General features: G+C 32.3%; 17 protein-coding genes. 10 read left to right on the forward strand and 7 right to left on the reverse strand.

All coding sequences use genetic code 11. The annotated features are described in order from the left end of the window. Positions 1–26: 26 nt before the first annotated feature. The 4 genes from ACXAG4_RS07725 to ACXAG4_RS07740 are packed head-to-tail and all read left to right on the forward strand — an operon-like array spanning position 27 to position 5,112. Positions 27–707, forward strand: a complete 681-nt coding sequence (locus ACXAG4_RS07725; RefSeq protein WP_475295508.1) for a TetR/AcrR family transcriptional regulator — start codon at positions 27–29, stop codon at positions 705–707. After that, complete coding sequence (locus ACXAG4_RS07730; RefSeq protein WP_475295509.1) at positions 704–2,359, forward strand: peptidase domain-containing ABC transporter; 1,656 nt, start codon at positions 704–706, stop codon at positions 2,357–2,359. The genes ACXAG4_RS07725 and ACXAG4_RS07730 overlap by 4 nt, the downstream gene beginning before the upstream one ends. 4 nt (positions 2,360–2,363) lie before the next feature. Beyond that, positions 2,364–3,710, forward strand: coding sequence for an HlyD family secretion protein (locus ACXAG4_RS07735; protein ID WP_475295510.1), 1,347 nt, complete (start codon positions 2,364–2,366; stop codon positions 3,708–3,710). Between the two features lie 4 nt (positions 3,711–3,714). Next, the gene (locus tag ACXAG4_RS07740; protein ID WP_475295511.1) at positions 3,715–5,112 is read left to right on the forward strand and encodes a TolC family protein; all 1,398 of its coding nucleotides are present in this window, start codon (positions 3,715–3,717) and stop codon (positions 5,110–5,112) included. 78 nt (positions 5,113–5,190) lie between these two features. On the opposite strand, the gene ACXAG4_RS07745 is transcribed toward ACXAG4_RS07740, so the two are convergent. Next, a complete protein-coding gene (locus tag ACXAG4_RS07745; protein WP_475295512.1) occupies positions 5,191–6,021 on the reverse strand; it encodes a universal stress protein in 831 nt (276 codons plus the stop codon). Between the two features lie 23 nt (positions 6,022–6,044). Further along, the gene (gene hemN, locus ACXAG4_RS07750; RefSeq protein ID WP_475295513.1) at positions 6,045–7,409 is read right to left on the reverse strand and encodes an oxygen-independent coproporphyrinogen III oxidase; all 1,365 of its coding nucleotides are present in this window, start codon (positions 7,407–7,409) and stop codon (positions 6,045–6,047) included. Positions 7,410–7,556: 147 nt separating this feature from the next. On the opposite strand from hemN, the gene ACXAG4_RS07755 reads away from it, so the two are divergent. The 4 genes from ACXAG4_RS07755 to ACXAG4_RS07770 all read left to right on the forward strand — a co-directional run bounded on the left by ACXAG4_RS07755 (position 7,557) and on the right by ACXAG4_RS07770 (position 10,769). Further along, positions 7,557–8,186: a YceI family protein gene (locus ACXAG4_RS07755; protein ID WP_475295514.1), complete on the forward strand. Its 630-nt coding sequence runs from the start codon at positions 7,557–7,559 to the stop codon at positions 8,184–8,186. Between the two features lie 15 nt (positions 8,187–8,201). After that, on the forward strand, positions 8,202–9,359 hold the full coding sequence (gene argE, locus ACXAG4_RS07760; RefSeq protein WP_475295515.1) for an acetylornithine deacetylase: 1,158 nt from the start codon (positions 8,202–8,204) through the stop codon (positions 9,357–9,359). A gap of 78 nt (positions 9,360–9,437) precedes the next feature. Beyond that, positions 9,438–9,968, forward strand: a complete 531-nt coding sequence (locus tag ACXAG4_RS07765) for an RNA polymerase sigma factor (RefSeq protein WP_475295516.1) — start codon at positions 9,438–9,440, stop codon at positions 9,966–9,968. 3 nt (positions 9,969–9,971) lie between these two features. Further along, positions 9,972–10,769, forward strand: coding sequence for an anti-sigma factor (locus ACXAG4_RS07770; protein WP_475295517.1), 798 nt, complete (start codon positions 9,972–9,974; stop codon positions 10,767–10,769). 190 nt (positions 10,770–10,959) lie between these two features. Here ACXAG4_RS07770 and ACXAG4_RS07775 read toward each other — a convergent pair whose 3' ends face one another. The 4 genes from ACXAG4_RS07775 to ACXAG4_RS07790 all read right to left on the reverse strand — a co-directional run bounded on the left by ACXAG4_RS07775 (position 10,960) and on the right by ACXAG4_RS07790 (position 15,802). After that, the gene (locus tag ACXAG4_RS07775) at positions 10,960–13,194 is read right to left on the reverse strand and encodes a TonB-dependent receptor (RefSeq protein ID WP_475295518.1); all 2,235 of its coding nucleotides are present in this window, start codon (positions 13,192–13,194) and stop codon (positions 10,960–10,962) included. Positions 13,195–13,196: 2 nt separating this feature from the next. Continuing rightward, a complete protein-coding gene (locus tag ACXAG4_RS07780; RefSeq protein ID WP_475295519.1) occupies positions 13,197–14,489 on the reverse strand; it encodes a tetratricopeptide repeat protein in 1,293 nt (430 codons plus the stop codon). Between the two features lie 82 nt (positions 14,490–14,571). Continuing rightward, a complete protein-coding gene (locus tag ACXAG4_RS07785) occupies positions 14,572–15,126 on the reverse strand; it encodes a DUF4331 family protein (protein ID WP_475295520.1) in 555 nt (184 codons plus the stop codon). 25 nt (positions 15,127–15,151) lie between these two features. Further along, a complete protein-coding gene (locus tag ACXAG4_RS07790) occupies positions 15,152–15,802 on the reverse strand; it encodes a DUF4331 family protein (RefSeq protein WP_475295521.1) in 651 nt (216 codons plus the stop codon). Positions 15,803–15,950: 148 nt separating this feature from the next. On the opposite strand from ACXAG4_RS07790, the gene ACXAG4_RS07795 reads away from it, so the two are divergent. Next, the gene (locus ACXAG4_RS07795) at positions 15,951–17,123 is read left to right on the forward strand and encodes an LETM1-related biofilm-associated protein (RefSeq protein WP_475295522.1); all 1,173 of its coding nucleotides are present in this window, start codon (positions 15,951–15,953) and stop codon (positions 17,121–17,123) included. Positions 17,124–17,172: 49 nt separating this feature from the next. Next, complete coding sequence (locus ACXAG4_RS07800; protein ID WP_475295523.1) at positions 17,173–17,595, forward strand: hypothetical protein; 423 nt, start codon at positions 17,173–17,175, stop codon at positions 17,593–17,595. A gap of 14 nt (positions 17,596–17,609) precedes the next feature. Here ACXAG4_RS07800 and ACXAG4_RS07805 read toward each other — a convergent pair whose 3' ends face one another. Then, the gene (locus ACXAG4_RS07805; protein ID WP_475295524.1) at positions 17,610–18,365 is read right to left on the reverse strand and encodes a LytR/AlgR family response regulator transcription factor; all 756 of its coding nucleotides are present in this window, start codon (positions 18,363–18,365) and stop codon (positions 17,610–17,612) included. Positions 18,366–18,405 lie beyond the last annotated feature (40 nt).

Consider the following 18,405-nt stretch of genomic DNA (forward strand, 5'->3'; position numbering starts at 1 on the left):
TATTTTTGTTAGCAAATATATTAATAATGGATAAACTGCTTTCAAATTTAAAAATAACAGTTCCTGAAAAAATTTATATAAAAGACCCTGAATCTTCAAACTTAGGGAAACGCATAGTTGAACATAGTATTTTACTAATTAATGAAATAGGCTTTGAAGCCTTTAACTTTAAAAAACTAGGCGCTTTAATAGAATCTAATGAAAGTTCTATTTACAGGTATTTTGAAAGCAAACACAAACTTCTTTTATACCTATCATCATGGTATTGGTGTTGGGTAGAATACCAATTAGTGCTTGAAACTCATAATTTAAACACCAAAGAAAAGCTAACCAAAGCCATTGAAATTGTTTCAAGGCCCACCCAACAAGATGCTAACTTTATGCATATAAATGAAGTTATTTTAAATAAGATTATAATTAGTGAAAACTCAAAATCTTATTTAACAAAAGAAGTTGACCAAGAAAATAAAGAGGGTTATTTTATTATTTACAAACGTATTGTATATAGGTTAAGAGATATGATTAATGCGCTTAACCCCAATTACCAATATGCATCTAGTCTTGCAAGTACCATTATTGAAAGCAGCTTACACCAACACTATTTAAAAGACCACTTTAAATCTATTACTGATTGTGATGAAAATGTTTCGCCAGCGGCGTTCATAAAAAATTTAGTTTTCAACACTATTAACAATCAAATTGTATGAAAAAACAAAAAACGCCTTGGCTTAGGCTTATTGGCTTATTAGAACTGGAGAAAAAAGATATTTTTCAAATTTTTTATTACGCCATTTTTTCGGGTTTAGTAGCGCTTTCGCTACCGCTTGGTATACAAGCTATTATTAACTTAATTCAAGGTGCACAAATATCTACATCATGGGTTATTTTAGTTATTTTAGTTACTATTGGTGTAGCATTTTCAGGAGCGTTACAACTTATGCAACTACGCATTATTGAAACCATACAGCAGCGTATTTTTACAAAATCGTCTTTTGAATTGGCTTACAGATTTCCAAAAATTAAAATGGCAGAATTACGTAATTACTACCCACCAGAACTAGCCAATAGATTTTTTGATACCATTACCATTCAAAAAAGCTTATCAAAAATTTTAATTGATGTTCCAACTGCAGTTTTACAAATTATTTTTGCACTCATACTACTTTCTTTTTACCATCCGTTTTTTATCATTTTTGGTTTACTGTTATTGGTTCTTGTTTTAGTTGTTATAAAATTCACAGCTAAAAAAGGTTTAGACACCAGTTTAAAAGAATCTAAAAGCAAATACAAAGTAGCCCATTGGATTCAAGAAATAGCACGCTCTATTCATAGTTTCAAACTATCAGGAAGTACCAATTTGGGTTTAAGTAAAAATGATGTTTTAGTAGGCAATTATTTAAAAGCACGCGAAAGTCATTTTAAAATACTAATGCTTCAGTTCATTCAACTTATAAGTTTTAAAGTTATAGTTACAGCTAGTTTGCTACTCATTGGTGGTGCTTTGGTATTAAACCAAGAAATGAACATTGGCCAATTTGTTGCCGCCGAAATTATTATTATTTTAATTATTGCATCGGTTGAAAAACTAATTTTAGGTTTAGAACCTTTTTATGACACCTTAACTTCATTAGAAAAAATAGGCCAAATTGTAGACAAAGAACTTGAAAGTCAAGAAGGAGACACACCAGAATACACAAAAAATATAAACATTGAGTTAGAAAACATAACATATAGTGTTTCAGACAGAAACAAACCTATACTTCAAAATATTTCTTTAAATATTGAACCTAAAAGTAGAATATTAATTAAAGGCGAAAGTGGCTCGGGCAAATCTACTTTACTTAGGTTAATTTCGGGTGTAATTACAGCAACAGCGGGCAATGTTTACGTAAACAACATGTCTATAAACAGCTTAAAATTAAACCATTACAGATCTCAGTTAGGTTTATCACTGTCTGATGAATCTCCTTTTGAAGGCACCATAAAAGAAAACTTAACCTTTGGCAATGAAAGCATTACCACCGAAAATATTTACAATGTTTTAGAAACAGTTGGCTTAAAATCATTTTTAAGAGAACAACCCGAAGGACTAAACACCGTACTTTACCCAGACGGAAAACGACTTTCATACACTATTTCAAAAAAAATAGTATTGGCAAGAGCCATTTTAAAAACACCAAAAGTTTTAATTCTTGAAGATGCCCTTGATAGATTTAACAAACAAGAAACTCAAACCATAATAGAATATTTAACGCATAAAGACAGGCCTTGGGGTTTAGTTGTTGTAAGTAGTAGCAGCGCATGGATAAACAAATGCACGCAAATAATAACTCTAGAACAAGGTAAAATAAAAAACTAATAGCATGCTAAATATATCTAACAATACACTAAAAAAAGTAGATATTACAGAGTACAAATCTGCTAACTACATTATAAACAAAAGCTACTTTAAATACTTTAATAAGTTTTTATTAACTGCAGCCATTATTTTATTAATAGTGCTGTTTTTACCCTGGACACAAAATATAACTGGCCAAGGCATTGTAACAACACTAAAACCCAATCAGCGTCCGCAAACCATACAATCACCTATTCCTGGTAGAATAGAACAATGGTTTATACAAGAGGGCGCATACGTTAAAAAAGGTGATACTATTTTAAGAATATCTGAAATAAAAACAGATTATTTTGATGACAAACTTGTTGAAAGAACCAACAATCAATTAAAAGCAAAAGCGTCATCTGTAACAGCATATTCAAGCAAAGTACAAGCTTTAAAAAATCAAATAAACGCTTTACAAAATGAGCAAGTTTTAAAACTTCAGCAAGCAAAAAACAAATTATTACAATCGCAATTAAAAGTAAAAAGTGATAGTATAGATTTACAAGCTGCACAAACTAATTTAAACATAGCACAAACCCAATTTAACCGTACTCAAACGCTTCAAAATGAAGGTTTAAAAGCCGTGAAAGATGTTGAAGAAAAGCAACTTAAGTTACAAGAAAATCAAGCCAAGTACATTTCACAACAAAACAAATTTTTAGCTGCTAAAAACGAAGTAATTAACGCCAATTTAGAACTCTCTAGACTTAAAAGTTACTACATTGATAAAATATCTAAAGCACAAAGTGATATGTACACGGCAGAGTCTAGCAAATTTGATACCGAAGCGCAGGTTAACAAACTTGAAAACGCATTTTCAAACTACAAAAAACGTAACAGTTTACTATATGTTACGGCACCACAAAATGGGTACATAAACAAGGCGCTAACGGGCGGTATTGGTGTTACCTTTAAAGAAGGTGAAGCATTGGTTAACATAATGCCTTCAGATTATGATTTGGCGGTAGAAACCTATGTAAAACCAATAGATTTACCTCTGGTTCACATTGGTGAAAAAGTACGCATTCAGTTTGATGGTTGGCCTGCCATTGTTTTTAACGGTTGGCCCAACGTATCATACGGTACTTACGGTGCTAAAATTGTAGCTATTGAAACCTATATTAGCGCCAATGGTAAATACCGTGTTTTATTGGCGCCAGATGAAACCGATCATCAATGGCCAGAAGCCTTAAGAGTTGGCTCTGGTGCACAAACCATTGCTTTGCTTGACGATGTGCCTATTTGGTTTGAATTATGGAGACAACTAAACAGTTTCCCACCAAACTATTACCAGCCACAAACTACCAGCAAAAAACAAAAAAAGTAACACCATGAGATACTTACTTTTAAGCATTTTATTAACCATAACCTCAAGCTATTTAAATGCACAAGATAGCACATCGGTTATATCGCTTTCAGAGTATTTAGGCTACGTAAAATCATTTCACCCCATTGTAAAACAAGCCAATATAGCTTTAAGCGAAAGCGAAGCAAAACTTATGAAAGCCCGTGGTGCTTTTGACCCCAAACTTGAGGTTGATTACAACCGAAAGAAGTTTAAAAACACTGAATATTACGACAAATTAAACACTACATTTAAAATACCAACATGGTTTGGCATTGAATTAAAAGGTAATCTTGAAGAAAATACTGGCGAATATTTAAACCCAGAAAATAATGTGCCGCTAGATGGCTTATACAGTGTTGGCGTATCTGTACCCGTGGCCAGAGGCTTATTAACCAATGAGCGTATGGCTACCTTAAAACAGTCTAAATTATACGTAAAACAAGCCCAAGCCAAAAGGCAATTGGCCATAAACAATATTTTGTACAAAGCCACAGAAACGTATTTTAATTGGTTAAAACATTACAATGAAAAAACAGTGTACGAAACCTTTTTGGCTAACGCCGAAATACGCTTTAAAAACACCAAAACTAGTTTTGAAGCTGGTGATAAACCTGCCATTGACACACTTGAAGCACATATAACATTAACCAGTAGAAAGCTTAATTTAGAAAAGGCTCGTATAAACTTTATTAAATCTTCTTTAGAAATTTCAAACTATTTATGGCTAGACAACAATACACCAATTGAGCTTGAAGCTGGTGTTATACCTGATGTTGATACTAAAACAACTGTAGATTTAACACTAAACACTTTAAATTTTAATATTGAAAATTTTGAAATAAATAACCACCCCAAATTACAAGCTCTAGATTTAAAATACCAAAGTTTAAATATTGAAAAACGACTAAAGCTCAATGAGTTACTACCACAAATAGATTTGCAATACAATTTTTTATCTGAAACCCCCGATGTTGTACGATCTTTTAGCACATCAGCTTACAAAAGCGGATTAAACATAAGTTTCCCATTGTTTTTAAGAAAAGAACGCAGCAACCTAAAACTTGCTAAACTAAAATTACAAGATACCAAGTTAGAAATTTTAAACACTGAAGTAGCATTAAAAAATAAGGTAAATGCATTAAGCAATCAATTAGACTCCTACACGCAACAAACTAATTATACCACTACTATTGTTAAAGATTATGAAACCTTATTATCTGCAGAAGAACGTAAATTCTTTTTAGGCGAAAGTTCTTTATTTCTAGTAAATTACAGAGAAGCTAAGCTAATAGAATCAAAATTAAAAGCTATTGATATTGAAAACTTATTTTTAAAAACTAAAGCTAGTTTATTTAACATTTTAGTTTTACCTAATAATTAAACATGAAAAAAGCGCCGAAATCACACACAGTTTCGGCGCTTTTTAACAAAAACTAATTATCTAAAAAATCACACTATTCTATAATTTAAAGGTCATAACTGGTAGTGTTGAGTGGTTTGCAACATCTTCACTTATGCTACCTTGAAAAAAGTGAGCTAATCCTTTTCTGCCATGTGTTGGCATAATTATTAAATCTGCTCCCAATTTATTGGCACTATTAATAATACCATCTTCAACGGTATAATCGTTAACGTAATAAACATCTTCCATTTTATCTAAATTCTTTTCAGCTTTAGTAAAAAAGTTTACTACTTGTTTTTCAATTTCAACAGAACTTTTAAAACCATCATTTGGTAAGTTTACGTGTACCAAATACAGTTTAGAATTCATTTCATTACATATTTTTGAGGCCTTTATGTAAGAAGCCAAACATTCTTCAGAAAAATTGCAAGCCAAAACAACTACATCAAAATTAACATCGGCTATATCGTTTTTTATTACCAAAACTGGCACATCGGCATTACGTACAACGCGCTCTGTATTTGAACCTACAAAAAATTCTTTAGCACCACTTACACCGTGCGATCCCATTACAATTAAATCTGCGCCTTGCTCTTTAGCAACTTCATTAACTTCGCTAAACACTTTAAAATGTTTTACTATGGGCGTAACTTTAATATTTTGCAGATAGTTTTTATTTAAAAAGCTTTGAAACTTTTGTTCGGCTAATTTTAAAAAGTAAATTACTCTTTGAGGTTCTTCACCACTACTAGTAAGCATTATTTCTGGCATTTCTAGCATGTGTAATGCTAAAACTTCGGCATTATTTTTTTCTGCTAATTTTGCAGCAGCTTTTAATGCATATTCAGAATACTCTGAAAAATCTACGGGTACAATTATTTTTTCCATGTTCTTTCTTTTTTTAGTTTAAACTAAACAGTCATTGAAAACAATTGCGTGTTGGGTTGTTTACGTTGCAATAGCAAATCAAACGCCATACACACATTTCTAACAAATGGCTGTCCTTTTTTAGTCACCTCAATACTTTTTGAATTTATATTGATTAATCCGTCGGTTTCCATTTCCTTCAATCGTATTAACGTTTCTGAAAGCTCGTTAAAATACAAGTTATTTTTACTCCAAGAGGTTTTAAACCTGCACATTAAGTTAAGAATATGCTTTCTTATTATCAAATCTTCCTCGTTCAAAATATGTCCACGATAAACAGGAATGACATCTTTTTCTAAAAATTGATAATACGTTTCAATACCTTTTACATTTTGCGAAAAACCATACCAACTATCACTTATTGACGACACACCTAAACCAATCATTGCCTGTGTTTTAGAGGCTGTATAACCCATAAAATTACGGTGTAAATCTCCGTTTTGCATTGATTTATATAAACTATCAGAAGTTAGCGCAAAGTGATCCATTCCTATTTCATGATAGCCTACCTGTGCTAACAGCTCTTTTCCTAACTCATATTGGCTTCGTTTTAAAGCTGCCGATGGCAAATCTTCATCACTAAAACCTCGTTGACCATTTCCTTTTATCCACGGCACATGGGCGTAGCTGTAAAAAGCTAATCTGTCTGGTAATAATTCCTTGGTTTTTAAAATAGTTTCTTTTACATGTTGTAATGTTTGAAATGGTAAACCAAAAATAATATCATGCCCTACAGATGTGTAACCAATGTTTCTTGCTGCTTCAGTTACGTGTTTTACGTTTTCAAAAGGCTGTATTCTATGTATAGCTTTTTGTACTGTTTCATTATAATCTTGCACACCAAAACTAACACGCCTAAAACCTAAATTAAATAAGGTTTGTAAGTGTTCTTTGGTGGTGTTATTTGGGTGTCCTTCAAAACTAAACTCATAATTATTGGCTAAAACCGCATCATTTAAAATACCTTTTATGAGTAATTCTAAATTTTCGGCACTAAAAAATGTTGGTGTACCACCACCTAAATGCAACTCTTTAATTACTGGTTTTTCATTAAACAACTGTAAATACAAACGCCATTCTTTTAGTACGGCGTTTATGTACGGGTTTTCTACGCTGTGTTGTTTTGTAATACGCTTGTTACATCCGCAAAATGTGCATAAACTTTCGCAAAAAGGCAAATGAATGTATAAGCTTATGCCTTCTTTTAAATTACTTTCATTTAAAGATTTGGCCATTGATGCCTGCCAATTTTCTAAAGAAAACGTATTGGCATTCCAATAGGGCACCGTTGGGTAACTTGTATAACGCGGCCCCGCAATATTATATTTATTTATTAACGCTTTTAACATACCTAACTGTTATGCTACAAAACTACAGGCAATGGCGTTATTAAAATATGACATATATCATGTCTTTAATTTGATGTTAGCCTAATAATGATTACCTTCACACTATAAAATTTCACAATAAAAAACCTTTAAAAACTTACAATCCACATGAAAAAGATTAGTTTTTTATTATTAGTTTTTACATTAAGTATTGTTGCTTGTAAAAACGAAAAAAAAGACACAAAAACTACTGAAACAGAAGCTACAGAAAAAACAACGCAGTTTGTTGTAAAACCTGAAGCAACATCAGTTAAATGGACCGCTTATAAAACAACCGAGAAATTAGGTGTTGGTGGCGAATTTACAGTATTAAATTTTGATGAGAAATCAGGCGCATCACCACAAGAAGCCTTAAATAACCTAACATTTTCAATTCCTATTAGTAGCGTATTTACTAATGATGCTACTAACACCCGCGATGCTAAAATTAAAGAATCATTTTTTGGCACTATGTTAGACACTGAATTTATTAAAGGCACCATTAAAGTTGCAGACAATAAATATGTGGCATCTTTAACAATGAATGGCGTTACCAACAATTTACCTTTAGATGTTAAAATTACTGATGAAAGACGCGTTACTTTAAGCGGTGTTATGAATTTAAAAGACTGGAATGCGCTTGACGCTTTAGCCGCTTTAAATAAAGTATGTTTTGATTTACATAAAGGGCCAGACGGCGTTAGTAAAACTTGGGAAGATGTTGCTATTGAGGTGAATACTTACCTTAGAGAAAACTAATAAATCTCAATTTTAATGACAACCCAACAAATTCTTGAAAAATTAGTATCATTTTCTGTTTTAGGAGGCGATTCTAATTTAGACATTATTAATTGGATTAAAAATTATATTGAAAGCTTTGGTGTAACCACTTTTTTAGTTCCTAATGAAGATTACACCAAGGCTTCACTACATTGCCGTATTGGGCCAGCTGTTGATGGCGGCGTTATACTTTCTGGCCACACCGATGTTGTGCCTGTAAGTGGCCAACCTTGGGAAACTAACCCCTTTGAACTAATTGATAAAGGTGACGGTAATTTATACGCCCGCGGTAGTTGCGATATGAAAGGGTTTTTAGCCTGTTGCCTATCTGTGTTGCCTAAAATGGTAAAAGCACCACTACAAAAACCCATTTATTTTGCATTTACTTATGATGAAGAAATTGGATGTTTAGCTGCCAAATCACTAATAAATCATTTAAAAAAAAGCTATACCGAAACACCCCAATTTGCCATTATTGGAGAACCATCAATGCTACAACCTATTATTGGGCAAAAAAGTATTCATATTTTAGATATTACTATTAACGGTTCTCAAGGCCATAGTAGCCGTATTAAACAAGAAGTAAGTGCTGTACACGAAGCTGCTAAAATTGTACTTTGGGCCGAAGAAAAAATGAACAGCCTCATACAAATTAGTAAAGATGAGCGTTTTAATCCGCCACATTCATCATTACATGTTGGTACTATTAATGGTGGCATTGCGGCCAATATAATAGCAAACAAAGCTACACTATCATTAGATATTCGATGTTTACCAAAAGACAATGCTAACCAATTACACTTAGATTTATTAAACTTTTGTGCTGGCAGAGAAAAACTACAGCAAGCATTGTTTCCTGGTTTTAAAATTAGTGTTGTTGAAAACCATCCTATTGTACCCGCTTTAAACACGCACCAAACATCTAGCGTTGTTAATTTAATTGGCAAAATAACAGGCAATTACAAATGGAGTACGGTTTCATATGCATCAGAAGCTGGCCACTTTGCAAATGCTGGTTTTGAAAGTATTATTTGTGGCCCAGGCTCCATAAAACAAGCACACAGAGCCAATGAGTTTATATCAAAAGAGCAATTACAAAAAGGCACAACCATGATTGAAAACTTAGTAAATGTATTAGAAAATGCTATTTAATGCCTTTGCTTTTGGTTTCAACTAAATTATAACCTAAATTCACCAAAAATTTCTTAAAAAAGAAACACGCAGTATTGCATGCAACTAGACACTCTTGTAAAAAATTTTCAGAATAAAGATGAACAAGCTTTTGAGGCTTTATACACCATGTATAGCCAAAGCATTCACGGTGTTGTTTTTAATATTTTAAAAAACAATGATTTAGCTGACGAAATTACACAAGATGTGTTTATTAAAGCTTGGGATAAAGCGCACACATACAACAGTAGTAAAGGTAGATTTTTTACGTGGATTTTAAATATTGCCAGAAACGCAGCCATTGATAAAACACGCTCAAAAAATTTTAAGAAAAATAAACAAAACCTTAATGCCGATTTTTTCGTAAACATTATAGAAGCCTCTGATAATTTAGATAATAAAACCGATGCTATTGGTATAAAAACGTTTGTTAACAAACTAGCCGATAACTGTAAAAAACTAATTAACCTACTATATTTTAAAGGTTATACACAAAGCGAAGCTTCAGAAACATTAAACATGCCAATTGGCACTATAAAAACAAGAAACCGAAATTGCATTAAAGCATTACGAGAATTAGTGCTTAATTAAAAAATGGATATAAAAGCATACATAGAATCTGGAATTTTAGAGCTATACGTAGCCGGCGCCCTTTCTGAAAAAGAAAACAAAGAGGTGTACGCGCTTATGCAAAAACATCCTGAAATTTTGCAAGAGGTTTTAGAAATTGAAAGCGCTGTAGTTAAACTTACAGCAGCAACCTCAACACACAATCCTAAAAAAACGGTTCAACATTTAAAAGAAAAATTAGGTTTTAAAAACACCAAAGTAGTTTCAATAAAACCTAAATATAATTGGCTAACATATTCTGGTTGGGCAGCTGCTGTAATTTTAGGAGCTGGTTTATTATGGACGGTTAATAGAAACAACCAATTACAAACTGATATTAATGTTGCAACTGTAAATGAGCAATTATTAGAATTTGAAATTGAAAAAGCTAATAACAGCTTAAAAGATGCCAAACATCTTATTTCGGTTTTAAGAGACCGAGATATTATTGCGGTACCACTTGCAGGACAAACCGTTTACCCCGATGCTTACGCAAAAGTTTATTGGGATAAAAAAGCCAATAATATTTATTTAGATGTGCAAGGTTTACCAACACCTCCAGATGGTAAAGTATATCAAGTTTGGTCTTTAACTTTAAATCCGTTAAGCCCAACTAGTTTAGGCACATTAGATGATTTTAACACAGACGAAAATAAAATATTCACTATAGAAAACGCCAACCAATCTCAGGCATTTGGTATTACTTTAGAGCCCGCCGGCGGAAGTATAACACCTACTCTAGAACAACTTTACACTTTGGGTGTAGTTGAAAACAATTCATAAGGAAACTCCTGTTTTTTTTAATACTTTAATTATTTTTTTATTGTTTTATAAATAATAGCAACTTGCTCTATTTTATTGACTTACTAACAAAAAAGAAAGGAAAGCACCTAATTATTTCTAATTAAGTAACTTTCCTTGCAAACCAACCAAAAAATTAGCAATCCCTCGCTAATAGTTCTTAAGAGAATTTTTAAAACTTATAGCTTATAACTCCTTTTATGAAAAATGGCGTACCTGGTGTAAAATGTATTTCTTCAACCGGAGTGGTTTCATTTTGCAATCTAGATTCTGTAGCAAATTGTGTTTCATTCCACTCAGTATCAAAAAGGTTTTCTATTACAACACCAAAGGTTATATTTTTAATTGTGTAGTTAGCATTAATATCGGTTACAAAATATCCATCGGCTACAATGCTGTTATCTTCATTAGCAGGTCTATCATCCAAATATCTGTAGTTAATACTTCCTGAAAAGCCTTTATAATCTTGCAGAGACAAACCACCAGTTACCGTAAAATCTGGTGCCAACGGAATGTAATCATTACCTTCATCTTCTTCAATACTTCTGGCTTTGGTATATGTAGCATCGGTATTAAAATATAAATAATCTGAAAACTGATAGCGCACACCAAAATCTACGCCATAGCGCTCTGTTTTTCCGCTAGGTTCAACAACACCAGCATCACCAACATACACAAACTCTTGTTGTAAATACAAGTACCAAAGTGCTGTATTAATGAAAAGGTTTTTTGTGGGTTTCCAAATATTACCAAAATCTACACCATACGCTTTTGGTAGTATATTTTCTTCGGCATTGGTAACAACCACACGCGTATCGTTGGAATGAAAACCAATACCCGATTTTAAAAACCATTTTAAATTGTTATTAGCCGTGTAAAACAAGTTTAATTTAGGACTAAAAATAGTTTTGCTTTCAGCCTGTGTTCTGCCTGTATTATTAAGTTTGTCTTTGTAAATAAACTTGTAATTATCTAACCTAATACCTGGTGCAAACGTAAATTTACCTTTTGTGAAAGCGGCATTAAAAAACGCCGATGTATTGGTTTGATTGATATCTCCTAACTGAACAGCTTCGTTTAGCGTTGTTTTATTTATAGTTTTTGATAATTCATTGTTGTTTGAAATATCATGTCTAAAAGACAACCCGTAGTTTAAATTTACTTCGGTTTCATTTAAAAATGTTTCGGTTGTAAAAGCAGTGTTTAAGCCAAAAATATTTCTGTTTTCCTTTTGTTTAATTTGGTCTCCGTTGTCTTCATCATCTAAAAAGAAGGTGAAATTTGAAAACAATTCAAAATTATAATTACTGTAAAAAGCGTTGGTTTTAAACGTAGTATTATCACTAATTTGTTTTGTGAAGCTTACATTGAAATTGGTTCTATCTGTTGTGCCACCTTCAGTATCATCAATAGCGCCAAATCTTGAAATTAATCCGCTATTAACAGCTCTTACAGGAATTTGCCCCGAAGCATCCCAAGTACTTGTAAAATGTGATGCTGTTAGCGTTATTTTATCGTTTGAAGGTGTTAAAAACACATATTTCCCAAACATATTAAGTCTGTTGAAATTTTGTGGAGACTCAAAAGGGCCATCGCTTTGTAAATTTTCAATGGCTAAATACGCATGTTGATTATTCACCTTATCTAGCAAATTAAACATACCTAACACGCGAGATGTATTAAATTGCCCTAAACCAAATGAAATTTCGCTGTTATTTAAGTAATCTTTAGTTGAAAAATCAACATAACCCGCAGTGTTAAAATCGCCTTTATTGGCATAATACGGCCCTTTACCAAAATCTATTTTATTTACAGTTTCAGGTATAATAAAGTGTAAATCACTGTAGCCTTGTCCGTGCGCGTGAGATACCATATTTACGGGCATACCATCAACAGACAATGCAATATCAGTACCATGATCAATATCAAAACCGCGTAAAAATATTTGTTCGGCTTTACCGCCACCAGCATGCTGACCAATAATTAAACCTGGTACTTTGCGTAATATTTCTTGTGATGATTTTACGGGGTTTGTATTCAAATCTAAATCAGTAATAGTGCTTAACGCATTTAATTGTTCAGAAATAACCAATTCATCTAAACTATATATTTTTTCAGATAATTGAATAGCCATATGCTCTTGCAAATTCTCTACAGCTATTATTTTAGTATTGTAACCTAAGAGTCCAATTTTAATAGAATCGCCCGCCTTTGTATCATTTAAAATAAACGCGCCAGTTTCCAATGAGTGTGCATGACTTTTTGAGTTTAAATTGTAAATATATGCGGCTTCTAAAGGTTGCTTTTTAGTATTTGCTACGTGTCCTTTAAGTTGTTGAGCATTACTATTTGAGAAAATAAACAACATTAGCAAGCTAAAGAGTAATGTGGTTAGCTTTTTAGTCATAATTAAATATTTTGTATTTTTTTGGTTGTAATAGGGCCTAGTTCAAAGCTACTTTCTAGCAACTCTTGTTTTAGTTTTTTGGCTTCATTAAGCATACCATTTGCTTTGTAAATTTGGGCTAAATGGTATAATGCTTCTGGCTCAAACGTTTTGCCTACTACATGGTTTTGCATTATTGTTAATGCATTTTCTTTTTGGTTATTATTGAAGTAAACCCACGCAAGCAAGCTGTAAGTTTGTGGTGTAGCTCTATTTTCTATTTCAGAAAAAGCTGAACTTAAAACCTCATCAAAACGCGCTGATTCTTCGGCATGCAAAAGTACATTGTGTGTATTATACATGTGGCCATACTGCGGGTTTTTAACACTTTTTTTGTATAATTCTAACTGTGTTTGCTCAAGCGCACTATCTCCTTTGTAGGCTGCTATTTCAGTTTTTAACAAGTAATAATCTGGCGCTTTGTAAGTTGTAGTTATGGTTTCTAAAATTTTTAAGGCTTCATCTGGCTTTTTTTCATAAGAATACACTATCCAAGCAATGCCTTTTTTGGCATACGCATCATTGGGGTTTAACGCTAAGGCTTTTAAATAGTGATTATATGATGTTTTTATGTTTCCGGCATGCCCGTAATAATCGGCTAAATTGGTGTAAACCCATTGTTTCATGCCTTTTAAGTTTGAAGACTCTGCAATGTCTTTAGCGCGTTCCATGTAATTGATGGTAGCATCTAAATTTCCTTTGTGGTCTGACCATTTGGCAATTCTTATTAAAAAATCGAAATCTTTAAAATCTTCAATCTTTTTTAAATAGTTTTCTGCTAATTTATAATTACCCAATTCTAAATGTACATCAAATAACATGCATTGCGTGCCTCTTAGATTTTCGCCAATGGTTTCGGCTTTTTCAACTAATTCAAGCGCTTCTTTAAAACGGTGCTGCGATATGTAATTTCTTGCTAAACTTCTTAAATAGCCCGCTTTTTTATAATGCGTGCTTTTGTTGGCTTCTATTAAATATTTTTCGGCATTTTTTAAATATTCAATATTAGCTGTTTCATTAAATAAAACAGTTTGAGATGCTGCTAGTTTTGCTAAATAAGGAAATTGATTTGGTTCTTTTTCAAGCTTTTTTTTCCAAAATGTTACATCTTCTTTTGCTAAACGCAACATCTCATTATCTGTAATATTTAAAAATGCTGAGTATTCTGATTTTTTGGTTACTTTTTGCGATGTTTTATTACAACTACTTAGGGTTATAACAAGTGCAAAAAGTGCTATTATGGTTTTGGTTTGCATATTCTTTTATTTTTGGGTTTAACTATAGTAGGTTTGGGGCATAGTTAAAAACCCAAGACTTTAAAAGCCTTGGGATTTTATGTTACCATGGCGATGCCAAGTAAGGGAATGAGGCTAAAAAAGGTTTGTCGTTTGCATCAACATTATCATTTGATAATCCTGGGTTTTCAGAAAAATCTTCGCCACCAAAAATAAGTAGTAGTTCAACAGTAATAACATCATCGGCCAAGGCTCTTCCTGTTAAAACGTTTGTTCCGTCGTAAAACGTAGTAGTTCCGTCTAATGATACATTTAAAACATCGGTAGCTAAAAGGCCTGTAAACGTTGCTGCATCTTGCCCAAGAGCATTGGTGTCACCATCATTCGCAAAAGCCGGACTTAAAGCCGTTAAATTAGTTTGAAACATGTTTTGAAATGCTGCATTTTGAGCCGATGGCACTGTTACATTAAACATATCTTTACTATCTGAAGACACAAAAACGGTGTTAACAGCAGGTCTTCCCATTTGATCTTTTTGGGCGTAGGTTCCCGAAAAATCTATAGGATCTGGTTTCATAATATCATTATTATCATCATCTGAACAATTAAAGGCTACAAATGCTACAGCAAGTGCTGCTAATATTTTTATATTTTTCATAATTTTAAATTTTAAAAAGTGTTAGTTATTTTCTTTTAGCTTCAACCCAAGTATTAATGGTACCACTACCACCAATCATAGATTTTGGTACTTCAACTATAACAGACATTACGTTGGTACCCGCAAAAGTATCGGCTCCAGGATTGTTAAAACTTGTGGCATTACCTGCAATAATTTCAGAATATTGAGCAAAATCCATAAAGAAAGGATCATCTCTTGGGCCAGCAAAAAATGTCATACCGCCATTGGTAGCAATAATTTCTGTGGCATCATACGGCGTAATATCTACAACACCACCTGAAGTTGCATTAATTTGCACAGTACTGTTTAAACCTGTTGATGACGGAGCTACAGGCCCAAAGAAATACATTTTACCATCTCTTGGAATAGCTTGAATTACTAGATCTTCAACATTATCACCCGTGTTATCAATATTAAATTCAATTAATACGTTTTCATCAAAAGCTGCTGCTCCTGTTGCTGATGGGCTTAACAAACCTTGTACATTAGCTACAAATACCATATTATCTGTATTGGCACCTTGGAAGGCGTAAAAATCGGTGATATCACTTGTACCACCCTGTACATCGGGCGCATCAATATGATCTGCTGCCACCATAAAGAAACCTGCTATTGCTACAATAGCTATTCCTATAACATTTCTAACTTTTTTCATAATTTTTGACATTTAGTTAATTAAAAATTCATTTATGCCCATACCTACGAAAAAACAGTTTTAGTGGTTTTGTTAAAATTTTGTTAACGAAAAAATTTTTAGTTTATACGCTTTAAATACTACATTTACATAAGCAAAAAAACACCCCATGAACCCATCTGCACAAGGTTGGATAAAAAAATTATTAAAAGAAGTAGAACAAACGCCTGCTTTTTTAAGTTTGAATACCACCCAATTTTATGATGGTTTAAGAAACTGTGGTTTTATTTACGGCAGCAACCTAAATGTGGTTGCTGGTGTTATTACAAATGAAGACCTAACGGAAGAAGAGCGCTCTAAAACCAACCTGTTACTTGCTCTATTTTATACCCATAGCAAAGCTGAAACAAACATACCGTTTATTGATAGTACTATTGATTTTTATACGGCTATTGATGAGTTAAAAACTTCATTTTTTCAGGGGTTGTTAGGTGGTAAAAAAAACAACGAACAACTAGAAAAACTTATACACAAACGCACACAAATTGATGCCAATGTGCTTACAAAAAACTTTAAATATTTTATTATAAATGCCCTATTGTATATTGATGTTTTAGCTTACCAACAATATTTAAAAAATAATACCATTACTATTGATTATTTAAAACAAATTGAAGCCTCAATTGAAGCCATTACACTATCAGTTTTAAATTTAAAATCACATAAAAACCAGTATGATGAAAGTTTAATAAAACTTTTTGAATCGTCTTTACGCTACCACAACAGTGACCCCCTGCAATATGATACTGCCATAAAATACATTACTACAAACCAAGAAAAAAATTACATTTTAGACTTGGCGTGTATGGCTACTTGGACTGATAAAAAAATTGATAAAAACGAACAACGCTTTTTAGTAAAACTTGGTGCAGACTTAAACATACCTAAAGAACGCACCAAAGAAGCTATTACAACCATTAATAAGTTTTACACAGAAAACAAAGACAACATTGCGCTTTTAAGCTCTAAAAATTTAGTGCAAAGTTTTTATAATAATTCTAGTAAAATGGTTACTAAACTTATTTCTAGAAACCGTAAACGCCTGTACCAAGAGTTAAAAGACAGTAAAGAACTTATGGTGTTGCTTACACAATCTACAGTGCGCGATTTAACACAAGAAGAACAAAAAAAAGTACAAGACCAACTGCTTGATGTTTTTAAAAGCATACCAAGTTTAGCCATTTTTATGTTGCCTGGTGGCGCTATTTTATTACCACTTGTTGTTAAGTTTATACCTAAACTTTTACCTTCGGCTTTTGATGAAAATCGTATAGAAGAATGATTTTATTTATTTAAGCCATGCTTAACTTAATTCTAAAACACCTAAAACCATGAAAAAAATAATTTTACTACTTTTTACCGCTTTAATGCTAACAGCATTTAACACCTCTGAAAATTCTGATTTTAGTATTGTAGGAAAATGGGAAGGAGAAGATAAAGGTGATATTGGATATTTTATTTTTGATGCTGAAGGTTATGCGTATATGAAGGTGAAAAATTTTGAATTAGGCGGAAAAGAATTCGAGTTCCAAGGAAAAAGAGGTAAAATGGAATATGAGGTTGACTACTCTAAATCTCCAATTGAAGTTGATTTTGTTGTTACTATTTTTGACGATAATGTAACTAAACGATTATTATGTATTGCTAAAAAAATTGATAATGACAATATGTTATTTTCAATAGGCTTTAAAGGCGATAGACCTTTAGAATTTACAGAAAACAATCAGATGATTTTTAAAAGAATTAAAGAATAGTTTCTTAAAACTAACTACTCTAACCAAGCTTTAAAATCTTTTACACGCTCTCTAGCCACAATAACCTCTTGCTCATTATAGATATTTAATTTTATTTGTAAACGTGAGTTGGTATAGCTTACCATATCTTTTATGGCGTTAATATTTACATAAAACTTTCGGTTAATGCGGTAAAAGGTTTGTGGTTCTAAATCTTCTTCAAGTTGATCTAAAGTTTTATCTAACAAATAGTTTCTGCCATCAGTTGTAAACAAATAAGTGCCTTTGTTTTCAGAATAAATACATTCAATGTCATCAACATTTATAAGCTTTAAATGCTGACCAACTTTTACTGAAAATCGTTTTTTGTATTCTCTATCTAAAGGATTCACTAACAAGTTTTTAATATCGGTAAAATCTAAAGTTACAGCTTGTTTTTTAGGCGCATTTTCTTGATATTTTACTACTGCATTTTCTAATTCATCGGTATCAATTGGTTTAAGTAAATAATCTATACTGTTTAATTTGAATGCTTGTAGTGCGTACTCATCATAAGCTGTTGTAAAAATTATGGCCGATTTTATTTTAATGGTTTCAAAAATTTCAAATGATAAACCATCACTTAACTGTATGTCTAAAAAAATTAAATCTGGATGCGTGTTTTCCTGAAACCATTGTATAGATTCTTCCACAGAGTGTAACATGGTTTCAGCTTCAACACCTAATTTACTTAACATACGTTGCAAACGGCGTGCCGATGGTTTTTCGTCTTCAATAATAATAACATTCATAATAACTACAGTAAATTTTTAAATATTTTGAATTGTGATA

The organism is Seonamhaeicola sp. ABD4_175, from assembly GCF_056160885.1.